Source organism: Acinetobacter sp. FDAARGOS_724 (assembly GCF_013364475.1).
GTDB lineage: Bacteria > Pseudomonadota > Gammaproteobacteria > Pseudomonadales > Moraxellaceae > Acinetobacter > Acinetobacter variabilis.
Genome location: NZ_CP054908.1, coordinates 2576949 through 2598388, shown reverse-complemented (window position 1 = coordinate 2598388; position 21440 = coordinate 2576949). Strand labels below are relative to the sequence as shown.

The following is a 21440-nucleotide window of genomic DNA, read 5'->3' as shown; positions in this document are numbered from 1 at the left end:
CACAACGTGGATCTATCTCTGGTCTGGAACGGATGCTGTGAAAAAATACAGTTTCTCACAGAGGTGAATAGGCTTTTAAAGCGTTGCGATGCTATCATAATTATTCTTTTTCATCATGTCGTGAGTAATATGCCTTATTCATTTAATGTCACTTTAAAACATGAAGATGACACCCAAAATCTGGCCAAAGTTCTGGCAAATAATTTTTCTTCGGGCGTTATATATCTGATTGGTGACTTGGGTGCGGGGAAAACCACGCTGACGCGTTATTACTTACAACAACTCGGTCATAAAGGCTCAGTAAAAAGTCCGACTTATACGCTGGTGGAGCCCTATCAGGTGAATGGTCAGGATATCTTTCATTTTGATTTATATCGCCTTAATGACCCTTATGAACTTGAATTGATGGGAATTCGGGATTATTTAGAAACTCCCAATGCGCTATTTTTATTTGAATGGCCTTCTAAGGGTGGCGATGAAATCCCGCAAGCCGATTTAATTATTGAAATTTTAAAATCAGAAGATGAGCTGACCCGTACTGCAAGTCTGATTTCTTCTAATCTGGCCTTACAGCAAGCTTTGGAGCGTGAATTCCCAAATGGTTGATGATTTAAGCATACGCCGTATCCGTGCACTTGATCCAGCGCTGGCGAACCAGATTGCCGCAGGTGAAGTGATTGAACGTCCTGCATCTGTGGTCAAGGAGTTACTGGAAAACTCGATTGATGCAGGTGCGACCGAGCTGATCATCCGGGTGGAACAGGGCGGCAGTACGCTGATTGAAATCATTGATAATGGCCGAGGCATTCATTATGAGGATTTGCCACTGGCCGTAATGCGTCATGCGACCAGTAAGATTCAAACGACTGAAGAGCTGCATGCGATTACCAGCTTGGGCTTTCGTGGTGAAGCATTGGCCTCAATTGCTGCAGTGTCTCGTTTGACTCTAACGAGTAGCCAGAATGAAGATGGTATTGGCTATCAGGTCGAAGTAAACGGCACGGCTTTTGATCATCAGGATATTCAACCGGTTGCAGCATCCAAAGGAACTCAGATCCGGGTGCAGGATTTATTCTTCAATGTTCCGGCGCGGCGCAAATTTCTAAAAAAGCCCGGCACTGAATTTGGACATATCGAAGAAATTGTCCGCCGTATGGCTTTAACGCATTTCGATATTCGCTTTGTATTGGAACATAACCAAACCATCAAGCTGAATTTGCCGGTCGCAGATAGTGGTGCTTTGCGTTTTCAACGTGTGCAACAATTACTTGGCCGTCAGTTTACTGAAAATGCTTACTGGATTGATGCAGACAGTATCAATATGCGTTTATCAGGCTGGCTCGGACATCCTTCAGATGCACGGGCTCAAGCCGATCTGCAATATGTCTATGTGAATGGCCGGATCGTTAAAGACAAGACCATTTCTCATGCCTTGCGCATGGCCTATGATGGTATCCTGCATGGCCATCAGCATGCCGCTTATTTACTATTTCTGGAAATCGATCCAGAAAGTATTGATGTCAATGTGCATCCGACCAAACATGAAATTCGTTTCCTGAACCAGCGTGAAGTACATGAATTTGTACGTCACTATGCCAAGGAAACCCTGGCACAATTCCAGACTGCGAGCGCTGATCTGGCTGAGGCCATGAAAACTGAGTCTGAAGCTGTTGCGATTACACCACAGCCACGCTATCAGGAGCAGTTTAGCCTGCATCAGCCCGTAGCCACTCAACCAGTTATTCCCGCCACATATCTATATCATCAGCGTGAAGAAGAAGCTTCTGATGTGTTAACGGATTTTGAATCATCTGGTCCACAAACTGTGCATTATGCGCAGGATTACAATAAGTCATATTCGGGTTCACAGCAGCTGAATAATGCCTTGAAAAGTTATCTCGCGCCTTTAAGAGAAACTGAACCGGAAACCAATACTTCAGCATCGGATGCATTTCAGTCACATTTACATAGTAAAGTGGATGAGCATCCTTTGGGGATTGCGATCGCCCAGCTGCATGGGATTTATATTCTGGCGCAAAATACCGAAGGCTTAATCATCGTAGATATGCATGCGGCGCATGAGCGTATTCTGCTGCAACAGATGAAAATGGCTTGGGATAAACCGGAATTCTGGATATCCCAGCAATTGCTGATTCCTAAAGTGGTGAGCATTAGTCGTATGCAAGCCATGCGTGTTGACGAACTCAAAGATCAACTTGCTCGTTTAGGTCTGGAAATTGACCAGTATGGTGATGAACAGGTCATTGTACGAGGCGTACCGGCCATTTTACATAAGGCTGATTTTGATGCCTTGATCCCTGAATTATTGAATGATCTGGATCCTAATGATCAGGGACAGGGGTTAATGCAAAAACGTGACCAGATTCTTGCAGGTATGGCCTGTCATGGTGCGGTACGTGCGCATCGAATGTTAAGTCTATCTGAAATGAATGCTTTGCTGCGTCAAATGGAACAAACTGAATTTGCGAGCCAATGTAATCATGGTCGTCCAACCTGGCGAGCATTTCCATTGTCTCAACTTGATAAACTTTTTGCTCGGGGAGAGTAGCGTTACATGTCCAATCAACTGCCGGTCATCAATTTAATGGGACCAACTGCAAGCGGTAAAACTGCTTTGGCATGTGAACTATACGAGCAAGGTCGGTTTGAGCTGATTTCTGTCGATTCTGCGCTAGTCTATCGGGAAATGGACATTGGTACAGCGAAACCTTCTAAAGACGAATTAGAGCGCTATCCGCATCATTTGATCGATATTATTAGCCCGCTCGAAGTCTATTCTGCAGCAAACTTTGTCGAAGATGCTTGTCGTCTGATTGATGATATTCATGCACGTGGTAAAACTCCAATTCTGGTGGGTGGCACCATGCTGTATTTTAAGGCCTTACTTGAAGGCTTGTCTGATAATTTACCAAGTGCAGATTATGCGATGCGTGCCCAGATTGAAGAGAAAGCTGCTCGTGAAGGGTGGGAAGCGGTGTATGCTGAATTATGTCAGGTAGATCCCTTGGCGGGCCAGAAATTTAAAGTCAGTGATAAACAGAGAATTATCCGCGCATTAGAAGTTTTTAAGCTAACAGGTGAGCCGATTACAAAACTACAAGCAGAACAACCAAAAAATTTACCATATCGTTACAGTTTCCATAACTATGCCTTAATGCCTGATCGGTTAGAATTGCACAAACGTATTGAAAAACGTCTTGAAATTATGTGGAAAAACGGATTTTTAAATGAAGTTAAAGGATTAATGGGAAAATACGATTTTGACGAAAATTTACCCTCAATGCGTTCAGTAGGTTACCGCCAAGCCATAGAATTCTTAAAAAAAGGTGACCTAAGTCATGAAAAACAACAGGAAATGGAGGATAAGGCTTTATTTGCGACACGACAACTTGCCAAACGTCAATATACCTGGTTGAGATCTTTGCAAGAAAAGCATAAATTTACAACATATTTTACGCTCGAGCAGGCCCAAGAAGACTTGCGAAACTGTCACGGATAAAGCAAAATTTGAGTACTATCTTTTTTATAATTTTTAATTGAAAAATAGAGATAGTTTTTTGCGCTGATTTTTAAATTTTTGGAGTTATAACATGTCTAAAGGTCAAACTTTACAAGATCCATTCTTGAATTCTCTCCGTAAGGAACGTATTCCAGTTTCTATCTTCCTGGTAAACGGTATCAAATTACAAGGTCACATCGAGTCTTTTGACCAATACGTTGTATTATTAAAAAATACAGTAAGCCAAATGGTTTACAAACACGCGATTTCTACAGTAGTACCTGCACGTAATCCTCGTCCAGCTGGTGCTCCTGCTGGTTCACAAGGTGCTGGCTTCGGTGGTCAAGGTGGCTTCGGTGGTCAAGGCGCTGCTGGTGGCTTTGGCGGTCAAGGTGGCTTCGGCGGTCAAGGTGCTGGCTTCGGTGGTCAAGGTGGCTTCGGTGGTCAAGGCGGCTTCGGTGCTCAAGGCGCTGCTGGCGGCTTCGGTGGTCAAGGTGGCTTCGGTGGTCAAGGTACTGGCTTTGGTGGTCAAGGCGCTGGTTTCGGTGGTCAAGGCGCTGGTTTTGACAACGATTCAAAATTTGAAGATTCTTCTGACGACGAAAACAATCGTTAATCGGATCTGAAATAAAAAGCCTCTTAATAAGAGGCTTTTTATTATTTAAAGAATTAAGTCATTAAAAAAGCCAGCATAATGCTGGCTTTTCTTCTCTTAAATTAACGAGCGCGTTTAGGATCTAGCTGTGGATCTTTAATTTCTACATAGGCATTGCTACGGGTTTCACGTAACCAGCTATCTAGCTCAGCATCAAACTGGCGTTCACCCAGAATCTGGCGGGCCATACGTTCCTGATATTCCTGAGTCATATCCTGTTGACGTGTATCGGTCACTTGCAGGATATGCCAGCCAAATTGTGACTGGAATGGTTCACTTATCTGACCCACTGGCGTACTTTTCATACGCTGTTCAAATTCAGGTACCATGACACCTGGGCTGACCCAGCCTAAACTTCCGCCATCACGCGCTGAACCTGTGTCATTAGAGAAAGTAGACGCCAATACTGCAAAATCTTCACCTTGCTTAAGACGCGTATACAAGCTATCAATCATCTGCTTGGCATTTTCCGGGCTAACCACTTCTGATGTTTGAATCAGAATATGACGAGTCTGGTATTGAGGTACCAGTGCTTTTTGTTCACCACCTTTACGCTCTAAAAGTTTCAGGACATGCACGCCATCTGCCGCAGGAATCAGTTCTGATGTTTGACCTGCTTGCAGGGTAGAAACGCGTGCAGCGAGTTCTCCTGGAATTTCTGATAGGTTTCGAACACCCATATCAGATGCATCTACTTTAATATCGCCAGTTGAATATTTTTTGCTGATCGCCTGAATATCATTGCTACTACTCAAGTCATTTCTTACTTGTGCTGCAACCTGTTGTGCATTTTCTCCAGTTATACGTAAATGCAGAACATGTACCTGGCTACCTAACAAAGCTTGACCTTGTGGTGTATTCAGGAAGTTTTTAACATCTTGATCACTGATTTGAATACGTGAATTTACGGCTTGCTGACGTAAACGGCTAAGTGCTAGATCTTCTGCAATACGGTTACGTAAAGAGGCATACGTATTCGGCGCGATAGCATCCAGTTTTTGCTGGAAAGCTTCCAAGCTAGGGGAGCCTGAATCACGTGCTACTTTAAGCACTGCTTCATTTAAAGATTTTTCATCTGGACGAATATTGTAGCGTTTAACCTGTTCAAGTTGAGCCTGACGTACAATTAGCTGTTCAAGTGCTTGTTGTTCAAGATAAGGTTGCGGTGGAACAGGCTTGTTTTGTTTTTGCAACTGGTGAGAAATTTCAGCAACGCTTTGTGCCAGATCACTACGCAGAATAGCGCTATTGTCGACAACAGCTACAACTTCATCTTTAGGTTGGGCAACAGCAAAAGTCGTCATCGCTGAAGAAAGACATAGCGCAAGTGCGGTCGCTTTAAAAATTTGTTTTAACTGTTTTGTCTTCATTAACGTTCTGTCCAAGTTTGATTGATATTGTTAAAACCTAGAATACGATTTTCTAGTAATGAGGTTAGCTTGTTGCTTAACCCGCCAAGACCTTTAAGCGTTACTTCAGCCATCACTGCACGTTTCGCTTTCACATCCGGGTCATTGATATCGTCTAGGTCATTGTAGTATGAGCGGCCATAGACAGATACTCCCCAACAGCATGACTCATAGTTTACGCCAAGTAAATATTCACGTGCGACACTATTGTCCAGGTCAAATTGCGCATGGCCGACTAGACGCCAGTTATTGGCAATTGGCTGGATAAATGAGCCAACCACCTGATCATAACTTTCCTGGCGGTTTGGAATATCTTTACGATAGAAATAGCCTACGTTATATAGATTGCCCTGATCGCCCGTATAATAAACCTGTACATCACGCTGGGCATTGGAGCCATTCGACATCCAGCTAGAATTTAGGTTGACATGCACGTTTTGGTTTAACTGACTTCTAAGCTGAATAACTGGACCAGTATGGCTTTCACGATCGAATTTATCTGCTTCACGATCTAATGTGACACGGCGATCTTCAAAGAAGAAACTTTGTCCCACACTGGCGCGTAATCGCTCTAAACCTTCTTCATTAAATAAACTGTAACTAAGACCTAAAGAAGCGAAGTTATTGTCTTCTAAGCGGTCATTACCATAGAAGCGGCGTGCACTAAATAATTGGTCATAATTAATTGAGGCTACGACAGAGTCAAAGTTTGGCTGATTGCGCTGATTTTCATATGGTGAATAAGCGTAAAACAGGCGAGGCGTCAAGGTCTGTAAATAGCGACCATCTTTTTCAAAAATTAAACCGGTGTCCAGCGTAAATTGTGGCACTACGATAGAATGATTTTCACTTGATGAGCTGGTTTGATTATTATTAATACGATCAATAGTATCTTGATCATAGAAAGTATTGATATTGCGTAATGTCGCCTGAGGAATGAAGAATGACCAAGGGGTAAAGTGATTATAGCGTACCGAGAAATCATTATAGATGCGTGTACCACTTGGTTGATAGATGGCTTCATCACCGGTATCAATATTTTCAGTATTTCTGATGTCTTTCTGGAAATAAGCCGTATCGTTATTAAATTCGTATTGTAAACCCAGTGGGTTACCGGTCTTATAATTCACCAAAAGCTGCGGCAAACGCGCATAAGGACGGTCTTCATCCAGAACGGTAGGATCAAGCGTCTGGAAATCTTCAACTTTAAATTGAGCTTTTAAGCCGGGGATACCATTTTTATAATTAACTTCCCAAGCACGGCGCAAGTTCAGGTCTGTTTTTGAATCTGGGTTATTATCCAGATCGGCAAAAAAGTCCTTGTCTGATGCGTAATTATATTCAAGATTTGTTGAGAACTGATCGTTGATTTGCCAGTTATGCAGGAAGTGCAGGTCTTTACGGTCTTTATTGCTATAACTTTCATCAGATGGCAGGTAGCCACCCCAAATCCGGCCTTCACCATAGTTTTCTGTTAGATAACGAAACTCGCCATCCAGCATCGCACCACGGTCACTAATATAACGTGGCGTAATAGTCGCATCATATTGTGGTGCCAGGTTAAGATAAACCGGCATACCCAATTCCAGACCCCCATCATTGGTAAATCCGAAAGTTGGCGTCAGAATCCCTGTGGTACGGCGATCATCGATTGGGAAGTTAAAATAAGGAACAGCCAGTACCGGAACATCTTTCACATAGAGCTTGGTATTACGGGTTTCACCACGACCGGTTTCCTGATTCAGCTTGATTTGATCTGCCTGAATTTTCCAGGTCGGCTTTTGTTCAGGTGGACAGGTGGAATAGGTGGCATTTTCCAGTTCAAGCGTATCGTCAGAGGTTTTGGCAATCTTTTCAGCACGACCATGCGCATGCTGTTCTTCGGCAATGAAGAAACTGTTGTTTAAGTCACCTTGCTGGGTTTTCAGGTTGTAATTGATATCATCGCTTTGCGAAATCAAGCCGCCTTGGGCCAATTGGACTTGACCTTCTGCCTTAGCATAGGTTTGAGTCTGATCAATCGTCACGCGTTCCGCACGAATCTGACGACCTTCCTGATCAATGACCACATTGCCTTCTAAGTAGGAATCACCGGCCGGATTATAATGACCATAGTCTGCAGTAATGGTTGAAGTTGCCTGTTCAGGGTCAATCGTTGGTGCATCAGGTGCAATTGGAGTGACCCAGGCGCCTTCACAATAGACTGAACTGAGGTATTTACCTTGACGCTGCTGTGCTTCTGGTGAAGATTTATCCACATAATATTGTGAGAAGAATGCTTCACCGGGATAGGTCTCATTAATGCGCTGTTTGAGTTGTTCCGCATTTACATTGGATGAGTCATTTGATGCAGCATAGCTTGAGACCGAGCTACTACATAAAAGGGTTAAGATCGCAGTCGCTAGAGGGTTTATTTTAAAGTGATGCTTCATTTGTCTCATTAACCAATCATGCTTTTATCGCAATTAATTATTGTCGCATCATAGAGAAAAAGTTGATAAGTAGCTACACTTAGCACTTTAAAAACTCAGCCTGTACTAGAATTTATTGCAAATGAATACTCAACGCGAACAATTGATACAATCTTGGATTGCTTCTGTACTCGGTTCAGATCAATTTGAAACACATTTTTTAGCAGGCGATGCAAGTTTTCGTCGTTATGCACGAATCAAACTGAATAATAAAACATTTATGCTCATGGATGCACCACCAGAAAAAGAAGATTGTGTGCCTTTTGTGACGATTGATGAATTTTTTGATGCCCATGACGTACGTGTTCCACACATCGTGGCCAAAGACCTGGAAAATGGTTTTTTGCTGCTCGAAGATTTTGGTGATGTGCTGTTATCAAATCTGCTGAATGATCAGACGGTTGATGCCTATTATGAGCAAAGTTTTAAACAGCTGATTCAGCTGCAGTCCATTCCTGGAGAAGGTCAGTTTCCTGCTTATTCTTATGAGAAGCTTATTTCTGAAATGGAGTTGCTGACTGACTGGATGCTGCCTGCTTTAAAAATCCAGCCTACTGAAACGGAATCTGCTTTGATCAAGCGCACATTTGCGATACTGGCGAATGCTGCTTTGGCACAACCACAAGTCATTGTGCATCGTGACTTCCATAGCCGTAACCTGATGAAAATTGAAAATGAAACCGAACTGGGTGTGATTGATTTTCAGGATGCAGTGATTGGTGCTGATACCTATGACCTGATCTCTATTACCCGTGATGCCTATGTGCAGTGGAATGCAGATCGCGTGTATCGCTGGTTTAAAGTGTTCTATGACCTGTTACCAGCAGCGGCAAAACAGGACCGTGATTTCGAACAGTTTAAAAAAGATGCGGATATGATGGCGATTCAGCGTCATATCAAGATTTTAGGTATTTTCGTACGTCTATTTGAGCGAGATGGGAAATCTGGCTATCTAAAAGACCTGCCACGTGTGATGTGGTATCTGCTCGAAGAAACCAAAGACTATCCAGAATTACAGCCATTTATGCGGTTTATTCATGAAAAAGTGATGCCAGCTTTTGAAGCAAAATATGGTTCATACGAGGTAGCGGCCTAAATGAAAGCGATGATTCTCGCGGCTGGCTTGGGCAACCGCATGCGTCCTTTAACTTTGTATACGCCAAAACCTTTGCTGGAAGTGGGCGGCAAACCATTAATTGTCTGGCATATTGAAAAACTAGCCGCGATGGGCGTGAATGAAATTGTCATCAATACGGCTTGGTTGGGTGAAAAACTGGCTCAGGCCTTGGGTGACGGTTCACAGTTCGGTATCAAGATTTTATGGTCACATGAAGGTGAAGGGCTGGAAACAGCCGGTGGCATTATTAATGCTTTACCACTCCTGGGTGATGAGCCTTTTATTCTGGTCAATGGTGATGTCTGGACAACCATGGACTTTGCACCTTTATTGAATGTTGAGCTGGGTGAAAATCTGGCACATCTGGTTTTGGTACAAAACCCGGAGCAGCACCCTAACGGTGATTTTACACTTGCAGACGGCAAGGCTTATACCTTTGACCAGCAGCTGGCGGGTGAAAACCTGACTTTTAGTGGTGTATCAGTGATTCATCCGAAAATGTTTGAAGGCTTAGAGGCTGGAAAACGTCCTTTAGCACCACTATTAAAAGCAGCAATGCTGGAAAAAAAGATTGCTGCTTCTAAATTGACAGGTATTTGGATGGATGTGGGAACACCTGAGCGTTTGAATGCATTGGATTTAATGATCCGAGAAGGGAGGTCTGCTTAAGTGAATATTCACTAGGCACTCCCTACTGTGCCAATATAGAGAAAACGGTATACTTCCACTTAACTTTTTCGAGCATTGATTGTTTATGCACACGTTTTTTCAAGAACTAAAGCAGGGTAGCCAGGCTTTAGGTTTAGAGCTGTCTGATGAAGCTTTAAATTTATTACTCAAGTATCAGGACGCTTTGGTGCTGTGGAATAAAGCATACAATTTGACTGCAATTCGTGATCCTAAGGAAATGCTAGTTAAGCATCTGCTTGACAGTTTGAGTATTCTAAAGGATTTGCCTGCAGGTCGTTTGCTCGACATCGGGACTGGTGGTGGTATGCCGGGCATGATCATTGCTTTATGTCAGCCTGAGCGTGAATGTGTACTACTGGATTCAAACGGTAAAAAAATTCGTTTCCTGAAGCAGTTTATTGCAGACCTAAAATTAAAAAATGTCATTGCAGTACAAACCCGTGTGGAAAATGAAGACAGTATCAATGAGCTGGGTCAGTTTGATGTGATTACCAGTCGTGCATTTGCTTCATTGACAGATTTTGTGAATGCATCTAAACCGTATATGCATGAGCAGAGTATTATTGCTTCCATGAAAGGTTTGATTCCTGAAGAGGAAGTGGCAGCGTTAAAAGATGAATTTAGCTGTCAGATTATTGAACTGAAGGTTCCGCGCTTGGACGAACAACGTCATTTACTTCTATTAAAACGTATTTAAAATTTTTGAAGGATCGGGGTCAACATGGCACAAATTATTGCGATTGCCAACCAGAAAGGTGGTGTCGGTAAAACCACAACCGCAGTAAATTTGGCGGCATCTCTCGCTGTGTTAAAAAAACGCGTTTTGCTTGTGGATATGGATTCTCAAGGTAACGCGACCATGGGGTCGGGGATTCAGAAAAATGACCTGCTGTATTCAGTGACTGATGTATTGCTAGGTGAAGTGCCGATTGAAACTGCGATTACTAAAGCTGAAGTCGGATATAAGGTTTTAGGGGCAAACCGTGATCTGGCTGGTGTGGAGCTGGCGATTGCCGAGCAAAAAGGCCGTGAATTCATTTTGCGTGAAGCTTTGCAGGAAATTGAATCCTCATTCGACTATATCATTGTTGATTGTGCACCAAGCTTAAGCTTGATCACCGTGAATGCATTGGCAGCGGTGGATGGTGTCATCATCCCGATGCAATGCGAATATTATGCATTGGAAGGTCTGGCTGATCTGACACAAACCATTGACCGCATTCAGCAGGCACTTAATCCAGACCTACAGATCGTGGGTGTATTGCGTACCATGTATGATGCTCGAAATGCCTTGACCCGTGATGTCTCGGAAGAGTTGGAACAATATTTTGGTAAAAAACTTTATGAAACCGTGATTCCACGTAATATCCGTCTGGCTGAAGCGCCGGCACATGGTCTACCAGTGATTTATTTTGAAAAAAGTTCAAAGGGTGCAGTTGCTTACTTAAATCTGGCAGCTGAAGTATTAAAGAAAAGCAAAGTGAAAAAAGGAAGTAAAGCATGACCGTCAAGAAACGTGGACTCGCCAAAGGTCGTGGTTTAGATGCCTTGCTAGGATCAATTCAAAAAGAAAAATTACAACTCGAAGCACAAGGTCTTGATCATGGTCAGTTGAAACAGATTGATGTCAATCTGCTGAAACGTGGTGAATATCAGCCACGTCGCTATATCAATGAGCAGGATCTGCAGGAACTGGCAGCATCGATTGAAAAGCATGGTATCATGCAACCGATCGTGATCCGTCCGGTCGATGATGAACGCTATCCATACGAGATTATTGCGGGTGAGCGTCGTTGGCGTGCGGCACAACTGGCAGGCCTGACTGAAGTTCCTGCGATTGTGCGTGAGCTGAATGATCAGGTCGCAATTGCATTAGCTTTAATCGAAAACATTCAGCGCCAGGACCTGAACCCGATTGATCAGGCGATGGCTTTGCAGCGTTTCCATGACGAGTTTGGTTTAAGCCATCAGGAAATTGCCGATACTGTCGGTAAGGCGCGTACCACAGTGAGCAATCTGCTGCGTCTGCTAACTCTGGCTGAAGAAGTAAAAGACTTTATGCAGCAGGGCTTGCTGGATATGGGACATGCACGTGCCATCCTGACTTTGAAGGCTAAAGATCAGCTTAAAGTTGCTGAGATGGTCATTGAAAAAAGCCTGTCAGTACGCCAAACCGAACAGTTGGTACGCGACTACAATGCACCAAAAACAGAAAAACCAAAAGCAGCGATTGCGCCAGACATTCAGCAGTTGACTCAGCGTCTGTCTGAGCGCTTTAGTGCGGATGTTAAAATTGACTACAACAAGCAAGGAAAAGGCAAGCTGGTCATTAGCTATCATTCTTTAGAAGAGCTGGACGGGATTCTTTCGATCCTAGGCGATGAATAATTAATTTAAAATTTGTTTTTATTGGGGAATAAATCAGATGTGGGAATTGGTTAAAGCAGGCGGCTGGTTGATGCTGCCGCTAGTATTGTGTTCGATATTTATGCTGGCGATCTCGGTTGAGCGCTTCATTCGTTTAAAAAAGAGTCTGGTACTGCCCAACTCACTTCTGATAGGTCCTGCACAAAATGCAGACCAAGCCATGCAAAAGCTGCAACAGAGTTCAGCTTTGAAAAACAGTACTTTGGGTCGTGTATTTACTGCTGGTTTTGGAGCGCGTCACCAGTCTGAGCAATATGCTCGTGCTCAGATGGAAGTGATAGCTTCACAGGAAATTGGCTATCTGGAAAAAAATATTAATTTTCTGGGTACTTTGAGCGCAGTAGCGCCTTTACTTGGTTTGTTGGGTACAGTCATTGGGATTATCGAATCATTTTTAATGATTGATGTCGGTACTAATAGTGACCCGGTGTTAATGATGCCGGGTATTTCCAAAGCACTGATCACAACAGCAGCGGGTATGTTGATTGCTATTCCTGCTTTATTTGCACATCGTTATTTCCAGCGTCTGGTTCAGGAATATGTGGCGGAACTTGAACAGCAGGCAACCTTATTTCATGCCAACCTGTTCTATTTGAATGCTTCAGATGATGTAGAAGAACGCATCAAGAAAGCAAGCTAGGAGCAGGGGCATGAAATTTAAACGTAACCAGGTGGAAGATGTACATATCAATCTGACGCCCATGATTGATTGCCTGCTATTTATTTTGGTCTTTCTGTTGCTTTCAACCACGTTTAACCAGATGAGCCGGATGAACCTGACGCTTCCAGATGCGCAAGGTGTGCCGCCCAAGAATTTTGACCAGAAAATTGAAGTGATTGTGGATGCCAATGGTCACTATGCCGTGAATGGTCAGTCTATTGCCAGTAAAGATGCAGCAGATTTAAATACGGCAATTAAACAGATTTCGAATGAACGTCGTGATTTAATGTTTGTCATTGCCGCTGATGCAAAAGCGACACATCAGGATGTTATTCGTGTCATGGACGTTGCAGGGCAACTTGGCTTTGTTAATGTCAACATCAGTACGAAAGTACCAACTCGAGGTTATTAGTGAAGCACGATTTTAAGGTCTATCTTCGCCTTTTAAACTATTTAAAACCATTTTGGGGCACAGCCTTAATTGTCCTGCTTGGTTTCTCTATGAATGCGGCGACAGAAGTTTCTGTAGCCAAATTACTGGAATATATCATTGAGGCGATACAAAACAGAGACCAGGGTTTCACCTTACTTTTCCCATTCTTAGTGGTAGTACTGATGTTCTTCCGGGGCTTAGGCCTATTCCTCGGTGGGTATTATACGGCGGTCATCTCCCGTAATCTGGTATTTAATATTCGTCAGGAAGTCTTTGCCAAAATATTGCGTTTGCCTGCGCAATATTTTCTGGACAATACCAGCGGTCATATTACGGCCAAAATTATGTATAACGTTGAGCAGCTCACCGCAGCCTCAACTGAAGCACTTAGAACGATCATTCAGCAAGGTCTGATCACAATTGCCTTATTGGGATATCTTTTATATACCAACTGGCGTTTAACCATGTGTATTCTGATCTTTGGACCTGTGATTGGTTTTGTGATCAGTAAAGCCTCAAAACGGATGCGCAAGCTATCACAACAGGTTCAGGACACCATGGGTGATGTGAACCATGTGGTTCAGGAAACTGTAAATGCCAATCTGATTGTCAAAGGTTTTGGTGGTCAGATTTATGAGCAGGAACGCTTTAAACAGAATTCTTTGGAAAATCTACGCCGTGGCTTAAAGATGGTGGCAGTGCAGCAGCTGAACAGTCCAGTGGTACAGCTGATCATGTCAGTTTCACTCAGTATCGTGATGTATATTGCGTTGCGCCCACAAATTCTGGGAGATACTACTGCGGGTGAATTTGTTGCTTATATTACAGCTGCAGGCATGTTGGCACGCCCAATCAAGACATTAACTGATGTGAATGAAAAAATTCAGCGTGGTATGGCGGCCGCACATTCTGTGTTTGAATTGCTAGATATGCCTGAAGAGCATAATACTGGCAAACTCAATGATGCCTTAAAAGGCAATATTCAATTTAAAGATGTCAATCTGGTTTATGGCGATGGTCACCATGCGATTCATGACTTTAACCTGGAAGTGAGAGCGGGCGAGACTGTCGCATTGGTTGGACGTTCAGGAGCAGGCAAAACCTCTCTAGTGAATCTGTTGGTACGTTATCAGGAAGCTACATCCGGGCAAATTTTGCTGGATCAAAAACCGATTACTGATTATGAATTGACTGCTTTACGTACCCAGATCGCGATGGTAAACCAGCAGGTAGTGCTGTTTAACCGTACTGTTCGTGAAAATATTGCTTATGGCCAGCTAGAAAATGCGAGTGATGAAGAAATCATTGCAGCGGCAAAAGCAGCTTATGCCCATGATTTTATTATGGCCTTGCCACAAGGTTATGATACGCCACTGGGTGCTCAAGGTCTGAATCTGTCAGGTGGTCAGCGTCAGCGTATTGCCATCGCCCGTGCCATTTTGAAAAATGCACCGATTCTGATTCTGGATGAAGCGACCAGTGCGCTGGATAATGAGTCAGAATACTTTATTCAGCGTGCCTTTGATCAGGCGATGCAAGATCGGACTACGATTGTGATTGCGCACCGTCTATCAACAATTGAAAATGCCGATCGCATTGTCGTGATGGATCAAGGTCGTATTATAGAGCAGGGCAATCATGCTGAGCTGATTGCACGCCAAGGTGCTTATTATCAGCTGCACCAACGTAATTTCGAGGAACATTAAGTCATGGCTTTGGCACAGATCATTCAGGATGCTTGGAATACACAGGCAAAGTGGCTGGTTGTGCTGCGTCCTTTGTCATGGCTTTACCGTTTGGGCTTTGTCTGCAATCACTGGCTTTACCGTAAAGGGATCAAGAAAAGTTATACCGCACCTATTCCAGTAATGGTGATTGGAAATATTACCGTAGGTGGGAGTGGTAAAACACCTTTACTGATTCATCTGGTGGATTACCTTAATGAAAAAGGCTTACGGATTGGTGTGATCAGCCGAGGTTATGGTGGTAAAGGTCCTTTTCCTGCTTATGTCGATTTAAATACCTTGCCTGAAGTGGTAGGGGATGAACCAGCCTTAATTGTCCAAGCGACTGGTGTGCCGATGGCTGTGGGGCCAAATCGCCAGAAGAGCATTGAGCTTCTGCTAGAAAAGCATGCACTGGATTTAATTATTTGTGATGACGGTTTGCAGCACTGGGCTTTAAATCGGCAGATTGAATGGATTGTGCTGGATAATAACCGAGGCTTGGGTAACCAGAAACTTTTACCTGAAGGTTATCTGCGTGAACCCGTTACCCGGTTGGAAAAAGGTACCGTGATTGAACATGCAGCAAATCCAGTTTCGCCTTTGCATATGCATCTTGCAGCCTCTCAGCCCTATCTATTAAATCAGGATGTCATCAAAAGCTTTGATCCAACTGCGGCTTTTTATGCAGTAGTCGGCATCGGTTTTCCGCAGCGTTTTTATCAAACGCTAGAACATCTGGGGCTGCAGCAATTTCAGTGTCACGAATTTCCAGACCATCATGATTATGAAATTGAAGATCTGCAATTCGATGACAATAGTCCGATTATTACTACTGAAAAAGATGCAGTTAAAATTGTGGCATTACTTAAACAGTATCCAGATTATCAGCGCGATATCTGGGTGGTGCCGGTCGATGCAGTCTTGTCACCTGCCTGTTATGCAATTTTGCAGCAGCAATTAGAGCAACAGGGTATTTCTATTTCCTAAGGTTTATTTACGATGAAACATATAGTTATTCCTGCACGCTTCTCCAGTTCACGTTTGCCGGGTAAACCTTTGCTGGAAATCCATGGTCGTCCAATGATTCTGCGTGTCGTGGATCAGGCTAAAAAAGTACAAGGCTTTGATGACCTGTGTGTGGCGACAGATGATGAGCGTATTGCTGAAGTCTGCCGTACTGAAGGCGTTGATGTGGTCCTGACTTCAGCAGATCATCCATCAGGTACGGATCGTCTAAGTGAAGTAGCTCGAATCAAGGGCTGGGCGAGTGATGACATTATCGTGAATGTACAGGGTGATGAACCTTTATTGCCAGCCCAGTTAGTTAAACAGGTCGCGCAACTCTTAGAAGATCAGCCAGCTTGCTCAATGTCGACTCTATGTGAGCCAATTCATCATTTAGAGGAATTTAAGCGTGACAGTATCGTTAAGGTTGTGATGTCTAAGCACAATCAGGCATTGTATTTTAGTCGTGCTACGATTCCTTATGACCGTGATGGTGCAAAGCTGACTGAACAAAAACTGCATGATCGGGCTTATCGTCATTTGGGTTTATATGCTTACCGAGTAAAACTGCTACAGGAATATGTAACCTGGGAAATAGGTGTGCTGGAAAAACTGGAATCTTTAGAACAGTTACGTGTACTGGAAAATGGTCACCGTATTGCCATTGCTGTGGCAGAAGCCAATTTACCGCCAGGTGTCGATACGCAGGAAGATCTGGACCGCTTGAACCAGATGGATCCATCTTCTTTTGCTTAATTTGAGAATTCTCCATGCCGCTTGATGTCAATGCACAGATTTATCCATGGCAGCAACAGGTTTGGGATACGCTAACCGGGCGTTTTCCTAAGCTTGGGCATGGTTTATTGTTCTATGGAAAAAAAGGCTGTGGTAAAGAAGCCTTTGCCCAACAGTTTCTAGCCTGGGTTTTATGCCTAAATCGTCAGCCTGATGGCCCATGCGGTGAGTGTGGTAGTTGTCAGTGGCTGAAAGCGGATACCCATCCGAATTACGTCTATATCAGTACTGATGAAGATAATAAAAAACAGAATGCCAAAATTAAAATTGAAAAAATCCGTGATCTTCTGCCTTTTGTACAGCAGACCGTGGATGGCTGGCGCGTCATTGTCATTGAACCCGCTGAAGCATTAAATATTGCCTCTTCTAATGCCTTGCTGAAAACTCTGGAAGAACCGGGTGAAAATATTGTCATCATTTTACTTGCGGATCATTATCTGAAATTGCCTGCAACTATTCGCAGCCGTTTACAGCATTTTGCTTTGGACCGGATTTCATCAGTGCAATTCAGTGAATATGTAGAAGTGCAATTACCTGAAGCAGGTTCGAGCCAGCAGCAGTTATTGATGAATTTATCCAATCAGATGCCTTTGCAAGCGGTTGAGGTTGCACAAAGTTCATGGCTGCCACTACGTCAGGAATTCATAGAAGACTGGAAAAAACTGGCTATTCAAAAAAATATGCCCATGGCAATTGCGACTAAATGGAATAAAAGCCTGAGTTTTGGTGAATTTGGTCAAATGTTTGAATACTTGTTGTCCGATTTAATTTGTGTCAAGCTAAATCAGGCCGTAAAAAACATTGATCTGGACTTTAATGTATTGGCCGAACAATATTCATTGGAAACACTTTTTGAAATTTATGAGGATTTTCAGCGAGCCAAACAATATCTTGAGCAGAACGTACAAAGTAATCTGGTGCTCGATGAATTGTGTATCAAGCTGATGAATCTTTAGCTTAAGGGGAAAACAAGATGCAACCACGTATGGGCGGTATTATTCAGGCCAATATTCCGGATATTGAAACGTTATTTGCCAGTTATATGCCATATGTTGTAGGTGGTGGACTTTTTATTCCTTCCAAGCAACCAGTCAAGCTGGGTGAAGAAGTATTTGTTTTGACGACTTTACCTGAACAGACGCAGAAAATTCCATTAACCGGAAAAGTAATCTGGATATCTCAAAAGCAGAATGGCATCAAGCCACAAGGTTTTGGGATTCAGCTCACCGGTGAAAAAGGCGTTTTCTTCAAAAATGAAGCAGATCGTCTGGTTGCAGGTCTTAAATCTGATGGACGTAAAAGTTACACTATGTAGTTAATTTACCTTCGGTAGGAACTCATTGTGTTTGTAGATACTCATTGTCATTTAACACTGCTCGATTTAACACCTTATAATGGTGATCTGGATCAGGCGCTTGTTCAGGCCCGTGAAGCAGGCGTATCCAAGTTTATGAGTATCTCGGTGGATCTGGATGATCATATCGAGCTGGCTAAAATCGCGGCCCGTCATCCTGATGTCGGTTATACCGTCGGTGTACATCCTTGCGAAGATGTCGCGACAATGGCACGTGCGACTACTGAATATCTGGTTGAACTGGCACAGCCAGAAAAAGTCTGGGCGTTGGGTGAAACAGGACTCGATTATTATCACAGTACTGATTTTATTGCCGAGCAGAAAGACTGTTTTGCACGCCATATCCATGCCTCACAAATCGTGAAAAAACCTGTCGTCGTGCATACCCGTTCTGCCAAGCATGACACGGTTGATATTATTCGTGCAGAGAAATCTACCCATGGCATTTTGCACTGTTTTACCGAAGACTGGGAAACCGCTAAAGCTGTTTTAGACTGCGGTTACTATGTGTCTTTCTCCGGTATTGTTTCTTTTAAAAATGCCCAGGATTTGCGTGACGTTGCCAAACAGGTTCCACTTGATCGTGTTTTAATCGAAACGGATAGTCCTTACCTTGCTCCAATGCCATATCGTGGCAAATCTAATGAACCAAAATACGTTCCTTATGTAGCCAAAGCCCTTTGCGATGTATATGATAAGTCGCTAGAAGAAATGGCTTATATCACAAAGCAGAACTTTGAGAATCTTCTGAATTCGAAGTAAATAAAGTTAGATAAGAGTACAAGAGAGTTATAGGGTGAAGATGGATCGTCAGGCTCAGTTTCGAGCAAGAGAAACCTTGATTTTTCAAGTCGCAGAACAATTACTGCTAGAAAATGGTGAAGCCGGGATGACCCTGGATGCACTGGCAGCAGAACTGGATCTGGCCAAAGGCACTCTTTACAAGCATTTTCAGAGTAAAGATGAATTGTACATGCTGCTGATTATCCGTAATGAGCGCATGTTGCTGGAAATGATTCAGGATAGTGACAAGGCTTTTCCTGAACATCTGGCTTTCTTTATGTTGCACCATCTGCATCACCCTGAACGTACTGTCCTTTTTCATCAGATTGAAGAACGTCTTTCTACAACAGGTGTTGGAATTCAGCACCTGTTTAGCGAACTTTATCAGGTTCGAAAACAGCGCTTACGTCTGATTATCCGTATGACTGAAAGCTATCTGGCTTCGATCAATAGCAACATGTCGGTGCGTGATTATCTGGCCTCAATCTGGTCATTGACCCATGGTGCAGCTGCTATTCTTAACTCCAGTTTCTACCAGCGCTATCTTGGTTCACGCGATACCTTGCGCGTTGCCCTTATTGATCAAGCTTTAGCTTTACCGAAACAGGTCCATCCTGCCGAGCAGTTCGCCTAAGAGTTGCCTATGATCAGATCACATCATGCCTCCATTCGTGGATTCACTCTAATCGAAGTGATGGTGGTGATTGTGATTATGAGTATTATGGCATCACTAGTTGTATTGAATATTGGTGGGGTAGATCAGCGCAAGGCAATGCAGGCGCGGGAAGTCCTGTTACTGGATTTGCAGCGGATCTTGCGGGAAGCTAATGATCAATCCCGTATTCTTGCGCTTGATGTTCAGGCTGTCACTGATGTTTCACCATTTCGCTACGGGGTCGTGGAATATCGTTCACCTAATCAGGCAGAATCAACTTTAAATCAGCAGAAATGGCAAAATTATGCGGAGTTTAATCTGCGCAGTTTACCGGAGCAGGTCTCTTTCCGGATTCAGCCTTTAGAGCAGCGTTATAATAATGCCCAAAATCGGGATCTCACTGAAGCCAATGCACCCCAGCTGATCTGGTTGGGTAATGGTGAAGTTAAACCGGTCAGAATCCAGTTCTATCTGGAAGATCGTGAAGTGGGCAATCCGATTGAAATTGATCACTTGGGTAAAGTCCATGAAAGCTAGGGTTTTCAAGCAGAGTGCCGGAGCTGATGTAATCAAGCCGTTTAAGTCAAATGCTGATCGTGCGCACTCCGAGTATAGCTCTTCGTCTTGCGCAGCGATGAAACAGCATTTCACTCATCGCGGCTCCTCAAGCATAGCTTTTGGACTTTCTTGCGCGACAATGCCGCTCAGGTCGAGGATTACTCGACTTAAGCGTGCCTCAGGATTTACCTTGCTGGAAGTGATGGTGGCGCTGGCGATCTTTGCCACAGCAGCCATGACCCTGACTAAAGTTGCCATGCAATATACCCAATCGACTTCGAATGCCATTTTGAGAACCCAAGCCCAGTTTGTTGCCTTGAATGAAGCGGCACTGATGGAAATCAATCAGCAGTGGCTCACTGGTACTGAATCTAAACAACTCACCCAGCAGGGCGAAACCTGGCAAATTGATAAGCGCAGTGAGCCTACTGTAAGTCCTAATGTACAACGTATTGAATTACAGGTGAGTCTGGTCAACACTGAAACTGGTCAGGCAGAAAATGGAATTAGCAGCTTGATGTTCTTTAATCACCGGATGAATGAAGCGCCATGAAGTCAAAGGGATTTACGCTGGTCGAACTACTGGTTGCTATTGCTATTTTCGCCGTACTGTCTGCTCTAGGCTGGAAAGTATTTGATTATATTATACAAACCAAAGACCGTAATGCGGTGCATGAACAGCGCTTAAGTCAGTTGCAAGATACTTATCAGCAGATCTTGCGTGATACGGTACAGGCGGTGCCTTTAACGGCCAATATTAATGGTGATATTCAGCCGGCACTGGTTTTGCAAAACGGGCGTTTTAACTTTAGTAAGACTGGAGTTACCGATCCTTTGGAAGAGGGGACTTCTCCAGATGAACGGGTTGAATATCAGTACCGGGCAGATGAACAAAAACTATATCGCTTGAAATACCGAAATTTAAACCAGACCGGTCGTGATCAACCTGAATCCAGTGTGTTGTTGTCCGATGTTGAGCAGTTTCAGATCGTAGTGCTTAATCCGAACGAATTGATCCAATGGCCAGACTCATCTTTTGATTTAAATCAGGTTGAGCAAAAACAACGTCTGCCTAAAGGCATTAAAATCAACTTAATGGTTAATGGGGTCAGTTATGAGTGGATTTTCAGTTTATTGAATACAGATTTCCTGCTTGAAGCCCAAAAGTTAACCTGACAAA

Annotated in this window: 23 protein-coding genes; 21 read left to right on the top strand and 2 right to left on the bottom strand. The window is 43.5% G+C overall.

Annotated features, from left to right (window positions below; all coding sequences use genetic code 11):
- The first annotated feature begins 129 nt into the window (after positions 1 to 129).
- The 4 genes from tsaE (at position 130) to hfq (ending at position 4136) form a co-directional block, all read left to right on the top strand.
- The gene (gene tsaE, locus FOC32_RS13620; RefSeq protein ID WP_034590094.1) at positions 130 to 606 is read left to right on the top strand and encodes a tRNA (adenosine(37)-N6)-threonylcarbamoyltransferase complex ATPase subunit type 1 TsaE; all 477 of its coding nucleotides are present in this window, start codon (positions 130 to 132) and stop codon (positions 604 to 606) included.
- Positions 599 to 2569 carry a DNA mismatch repair endonuclease MutL gene (mutL, locus tag FOC32_RS13615; RefSeq protein ID WP_004784029.1) on the top strand — a complete coding sequence of 657 codons (1971 nt, stop codon included), beginning with the start codon at positions 599 to 601 and terminating at the stop codon, positions 2567 to 2569. Before tsaE ends, mutL begins: the two co-directional genes overlap by 8 nt.
- A gap of 6 nt (positions 2570 to 2575) precedes the next feature.
- A complete protein-coding gene (miaA, locus tag FOC32_RS13610) occupies positions 2576 to 3520 on the top strand; it encodes a tRNA (adenosine(37)-N6)-dimethylallyltransferase MiaA (protein WP_004784028.1) in 945 nt (314 codons plus the stop codon).
- 91 nt (positions 3521 to 3611) lie between these two features.
- Positions 3612 to 4136, top strand: coding sequence for an RNA chaperone Hfq (gene hfq / locus FOC32_RS13605; RefSeq protein WP_004784027.1), 525 nt, complete (start codon positions 3612 to 3614; stop codon positions 4134 to 4136).
- 101 nt (positions 4137 to 4237) lie between these two features.
- Here hfq and FOC32_RS13600 read toward each other — a convergent pair whose 3' ends face one another.
- Positions 4238 to 5545: a peptidylprolyl isomerase gene (locus FOC32_RS13600; protein ID WP_004784026.1), complete on the bottom strand. Its 1308-nt coding sequence runs from the start codon at positions 5543 to 5545 to the stop codon at positions 4238 to 4240.
- A complete protein-coding gene (gene lptC / locus FOC32_RS13595; RefSeq protein WP_004784024.1) occupies positions 5545 to 8016 on the bottom strand; it encodes an LPS export ABC transporter periplasmic protein LptC in 2472 nt (823 codons plus the stop codon). Before lptC ends, FOC32_RS13600 begins: the two co-directional genes overlap by 1 nt.
- A 121-nt stretch (positions 8017 to 8137) precedes the next feature.
- Here lptC and FOC32_RS13590 point away from each other — a divergent pair, with 121 nt between their 5' ends.
- From FOC32_RS13590 to gspJ, 17 genes are all read left to right on the top strand, one after another.
- Positions 8138 to 9151: an aminoglycoside phosphotransferase family protein gene (locus FOC32_RS13590; protein WP_004784023.1), complete on the top strand. Its 1014-nt coding sequence runs from the start codon at positions 8138 to 8140 to the stop codon at positions 9149 to 9151.
- Positions 9152 to 9841: an N-acetylmuramate alpha-1-phosphate uridylyltransferase MurU gene (gene murU / locus FOC32_RS13585; RefSeq protein WP_004784022.1), complete on the top strand. Its 690-nt coding sequence runs from the start codon at positions 9152 to 9154 to the stop codon at positions 9839 to 9841. It begins immediately after the preceding gene.
- Between the two features lie 85 nt (positions 9842 to 9926).
- Complete coding sequence (gene rsmG / locus FOC32_RS13580) at positions 9927 to 10559, top strand: 16S rRNA (guanine(527)-N(7))-methyltransferase RsmG (RefSeq protein ID WP_004784021.1); 633 nt, start codon at positions 9927 to 9929, stop codon at positions 10557 to 10559.
- Positions 10560 to 10583: 24 nt separating this feature from the next.
- On the top strand, positions 10584 to 11366 hold the full coding sequence (locus tag FOC32_RS13575; protein WP_004784019.1) for a ParA family protein: 783 nt from the start codon (positions 10584 to 10586) through the stop codon (positions 11364 to 11366).
- On the top strand, positions 11363 to 12250 hold the full coding sequence (locus tag FOC32_RS13570) for a ParB/RepB/Spo0J family partition protein (protein ID WP_004784018.1): 888 nt from the start codon (positions 11363 to 11365) through the stop codon (positions 12248 to 12250). Before FOC32_RS13575 ends, FOC32_RS13570 begins: the two co-directional genes overlap by 4 nt.
- Positions 12251 to 12287: 37 nt before the next feature.
- Positions 12288 to 12929, top strand: a complete 642-nt coding sequence (locus FOC32_RS13565; RefSeq protein WP_004784016.1) for a MotA/TolQ/ExbB proton channel family protein — start codon at positions 12288 to 12290, stop codon at positions 12927 to 12929.
- Between the two features lie 10 nt (positions 12930 to 12939).
- On the top strand, positions 12940 to 13362 hold the full coding sequence (locus FOC32_RS13560; RefSeq protein ID WP_004784014.1) for an ExbD/TolR family protein: 423 nt from the start codon (positions 12940 to 12942) through the stop codon (positions 13360 to 13362).
- On the top strand, positions 13362 to 15089 hold the full coding sequence (gene msbA, locus FOC32_RS13555; RefSeq protein ID WP_004784013.1) for a lipid A export permease/ATP-binding protein MsbA: 1728 nt from the start codon (positions 13362 to 13364) through the stop codon (positions 15087 to 15089). The genes FOC32_RS13560 and msbA overlap by 1 nt, the downstream gene beginning before the upstream one ends.
- Before the next feature lie 3 nt (positions 15090 to 15092).
- A complete protein-coding gene (gene lpxK / locus FOC32_RS13550) occupies positions 15093 to 16097 on the top strand; it encodes a tetraacyldisaccharide 4'-kinase (RefSeq protein WP_004784010.1) in 1005 nt (334 codons plus the stop codon).
- A gap of 12 nt (positions 16098 to 16109) precedes the next feature.
- Entirely contained in the window at positions 16110 to 16871 is a 762-nt protein-coding gene (gene kdsB / locus FOC32_RS13545) for a 3-deoxy-manno-octulosonate cytidylyltransferase (RefSeq protein WP_004784006.1), read from the top strand.
- A gap of 14 nt (positions 16872 to 16885) precedes the next feature.
- Positions 16886 to 17866, top strand: coding sequence for a hypothetical protein (locus FOC32_RS13540; RefSeq protein WP_004784001.1), 981 nt, complete (start codon positions 16886 to 16888; stop codon positions 17864 to 17866).
- Positions 17867 to 17883: 17 nt separating this feature from the next.
- Complete coding sequence (locus FOC32_RS13535) at positions 17884 to 18225, top strand: PilZ domain-containing protein (protein WP_005236142.1); 342 nt, start codon at positions 17884 to 17886, stop codon at positions 18223 to 18225.
- 27 nt (positions 18226 to 18252) lie between these two features.
- Positions 18253 to 19026 carry a TatD family hydrolase gene (locus FOC32_RS13530; RefSeq protein ID WP_034702299.1) on the top strand — a complete coding sequence of 258 codons (774 nt, stop codon included), beginning with the start codon at positions 18253 to 18255 and terminating at the stop codon, positions 19024 to 19026.
- Between the two features lie 40 nt (positions 19027 to 19066).
- Positions 19067 to 19681 (top strand): TetR/AcrR family transcriptional regulator, encoded by a 615-nt coding sequence (locus FOC32_RS13525; protein WP_004783998.1) that lies wholly within the window; start codon positions 19067 to 19069, stop codon positions 19679 to 19681.
- 9 nt (positions 19682 to 19690) lie between these two features.
- Positions 19691 to 20239 (top strand): type II secretion system protein, encoded by a 549-nt coding sequence (locus FOC32_RS13520; protein ID WP_004783997.1) that lies wholly within the window; start codon positions 19691 to 19693, stop codon positions 20237 to 20239.
- 97 nt (positions 20240 to 20336) lie between these two features.
- Positions 20337 to 20813, top strand: a complete 477-nt coding sequence (gene gspI, locus FOC32_RS13515) for a type II secretion system minor pseudopilin GspI (RefSeq protein ID WP_171064816.1) — start codon at positions 20337 to 20339, stop codon at positions 20811 to 20813.
- Positions 20810 to 21436, top strand: a complete 627-nt coding sequence (gspJ, locus tag FOC32_RS13510) for a type II secretion system minor pseudopilin GspJ (RefSeq protein WP_034702301.1) — start codon at positions 20810 to 20812, stop codon at positions 21434 to 21436. The genes gspI and gspJ overlap by 4 nt, the downstream gene beginning before the upstream one ends.
- Positions 21437 to 21440 lie beyond the last annotated feature (4 nt).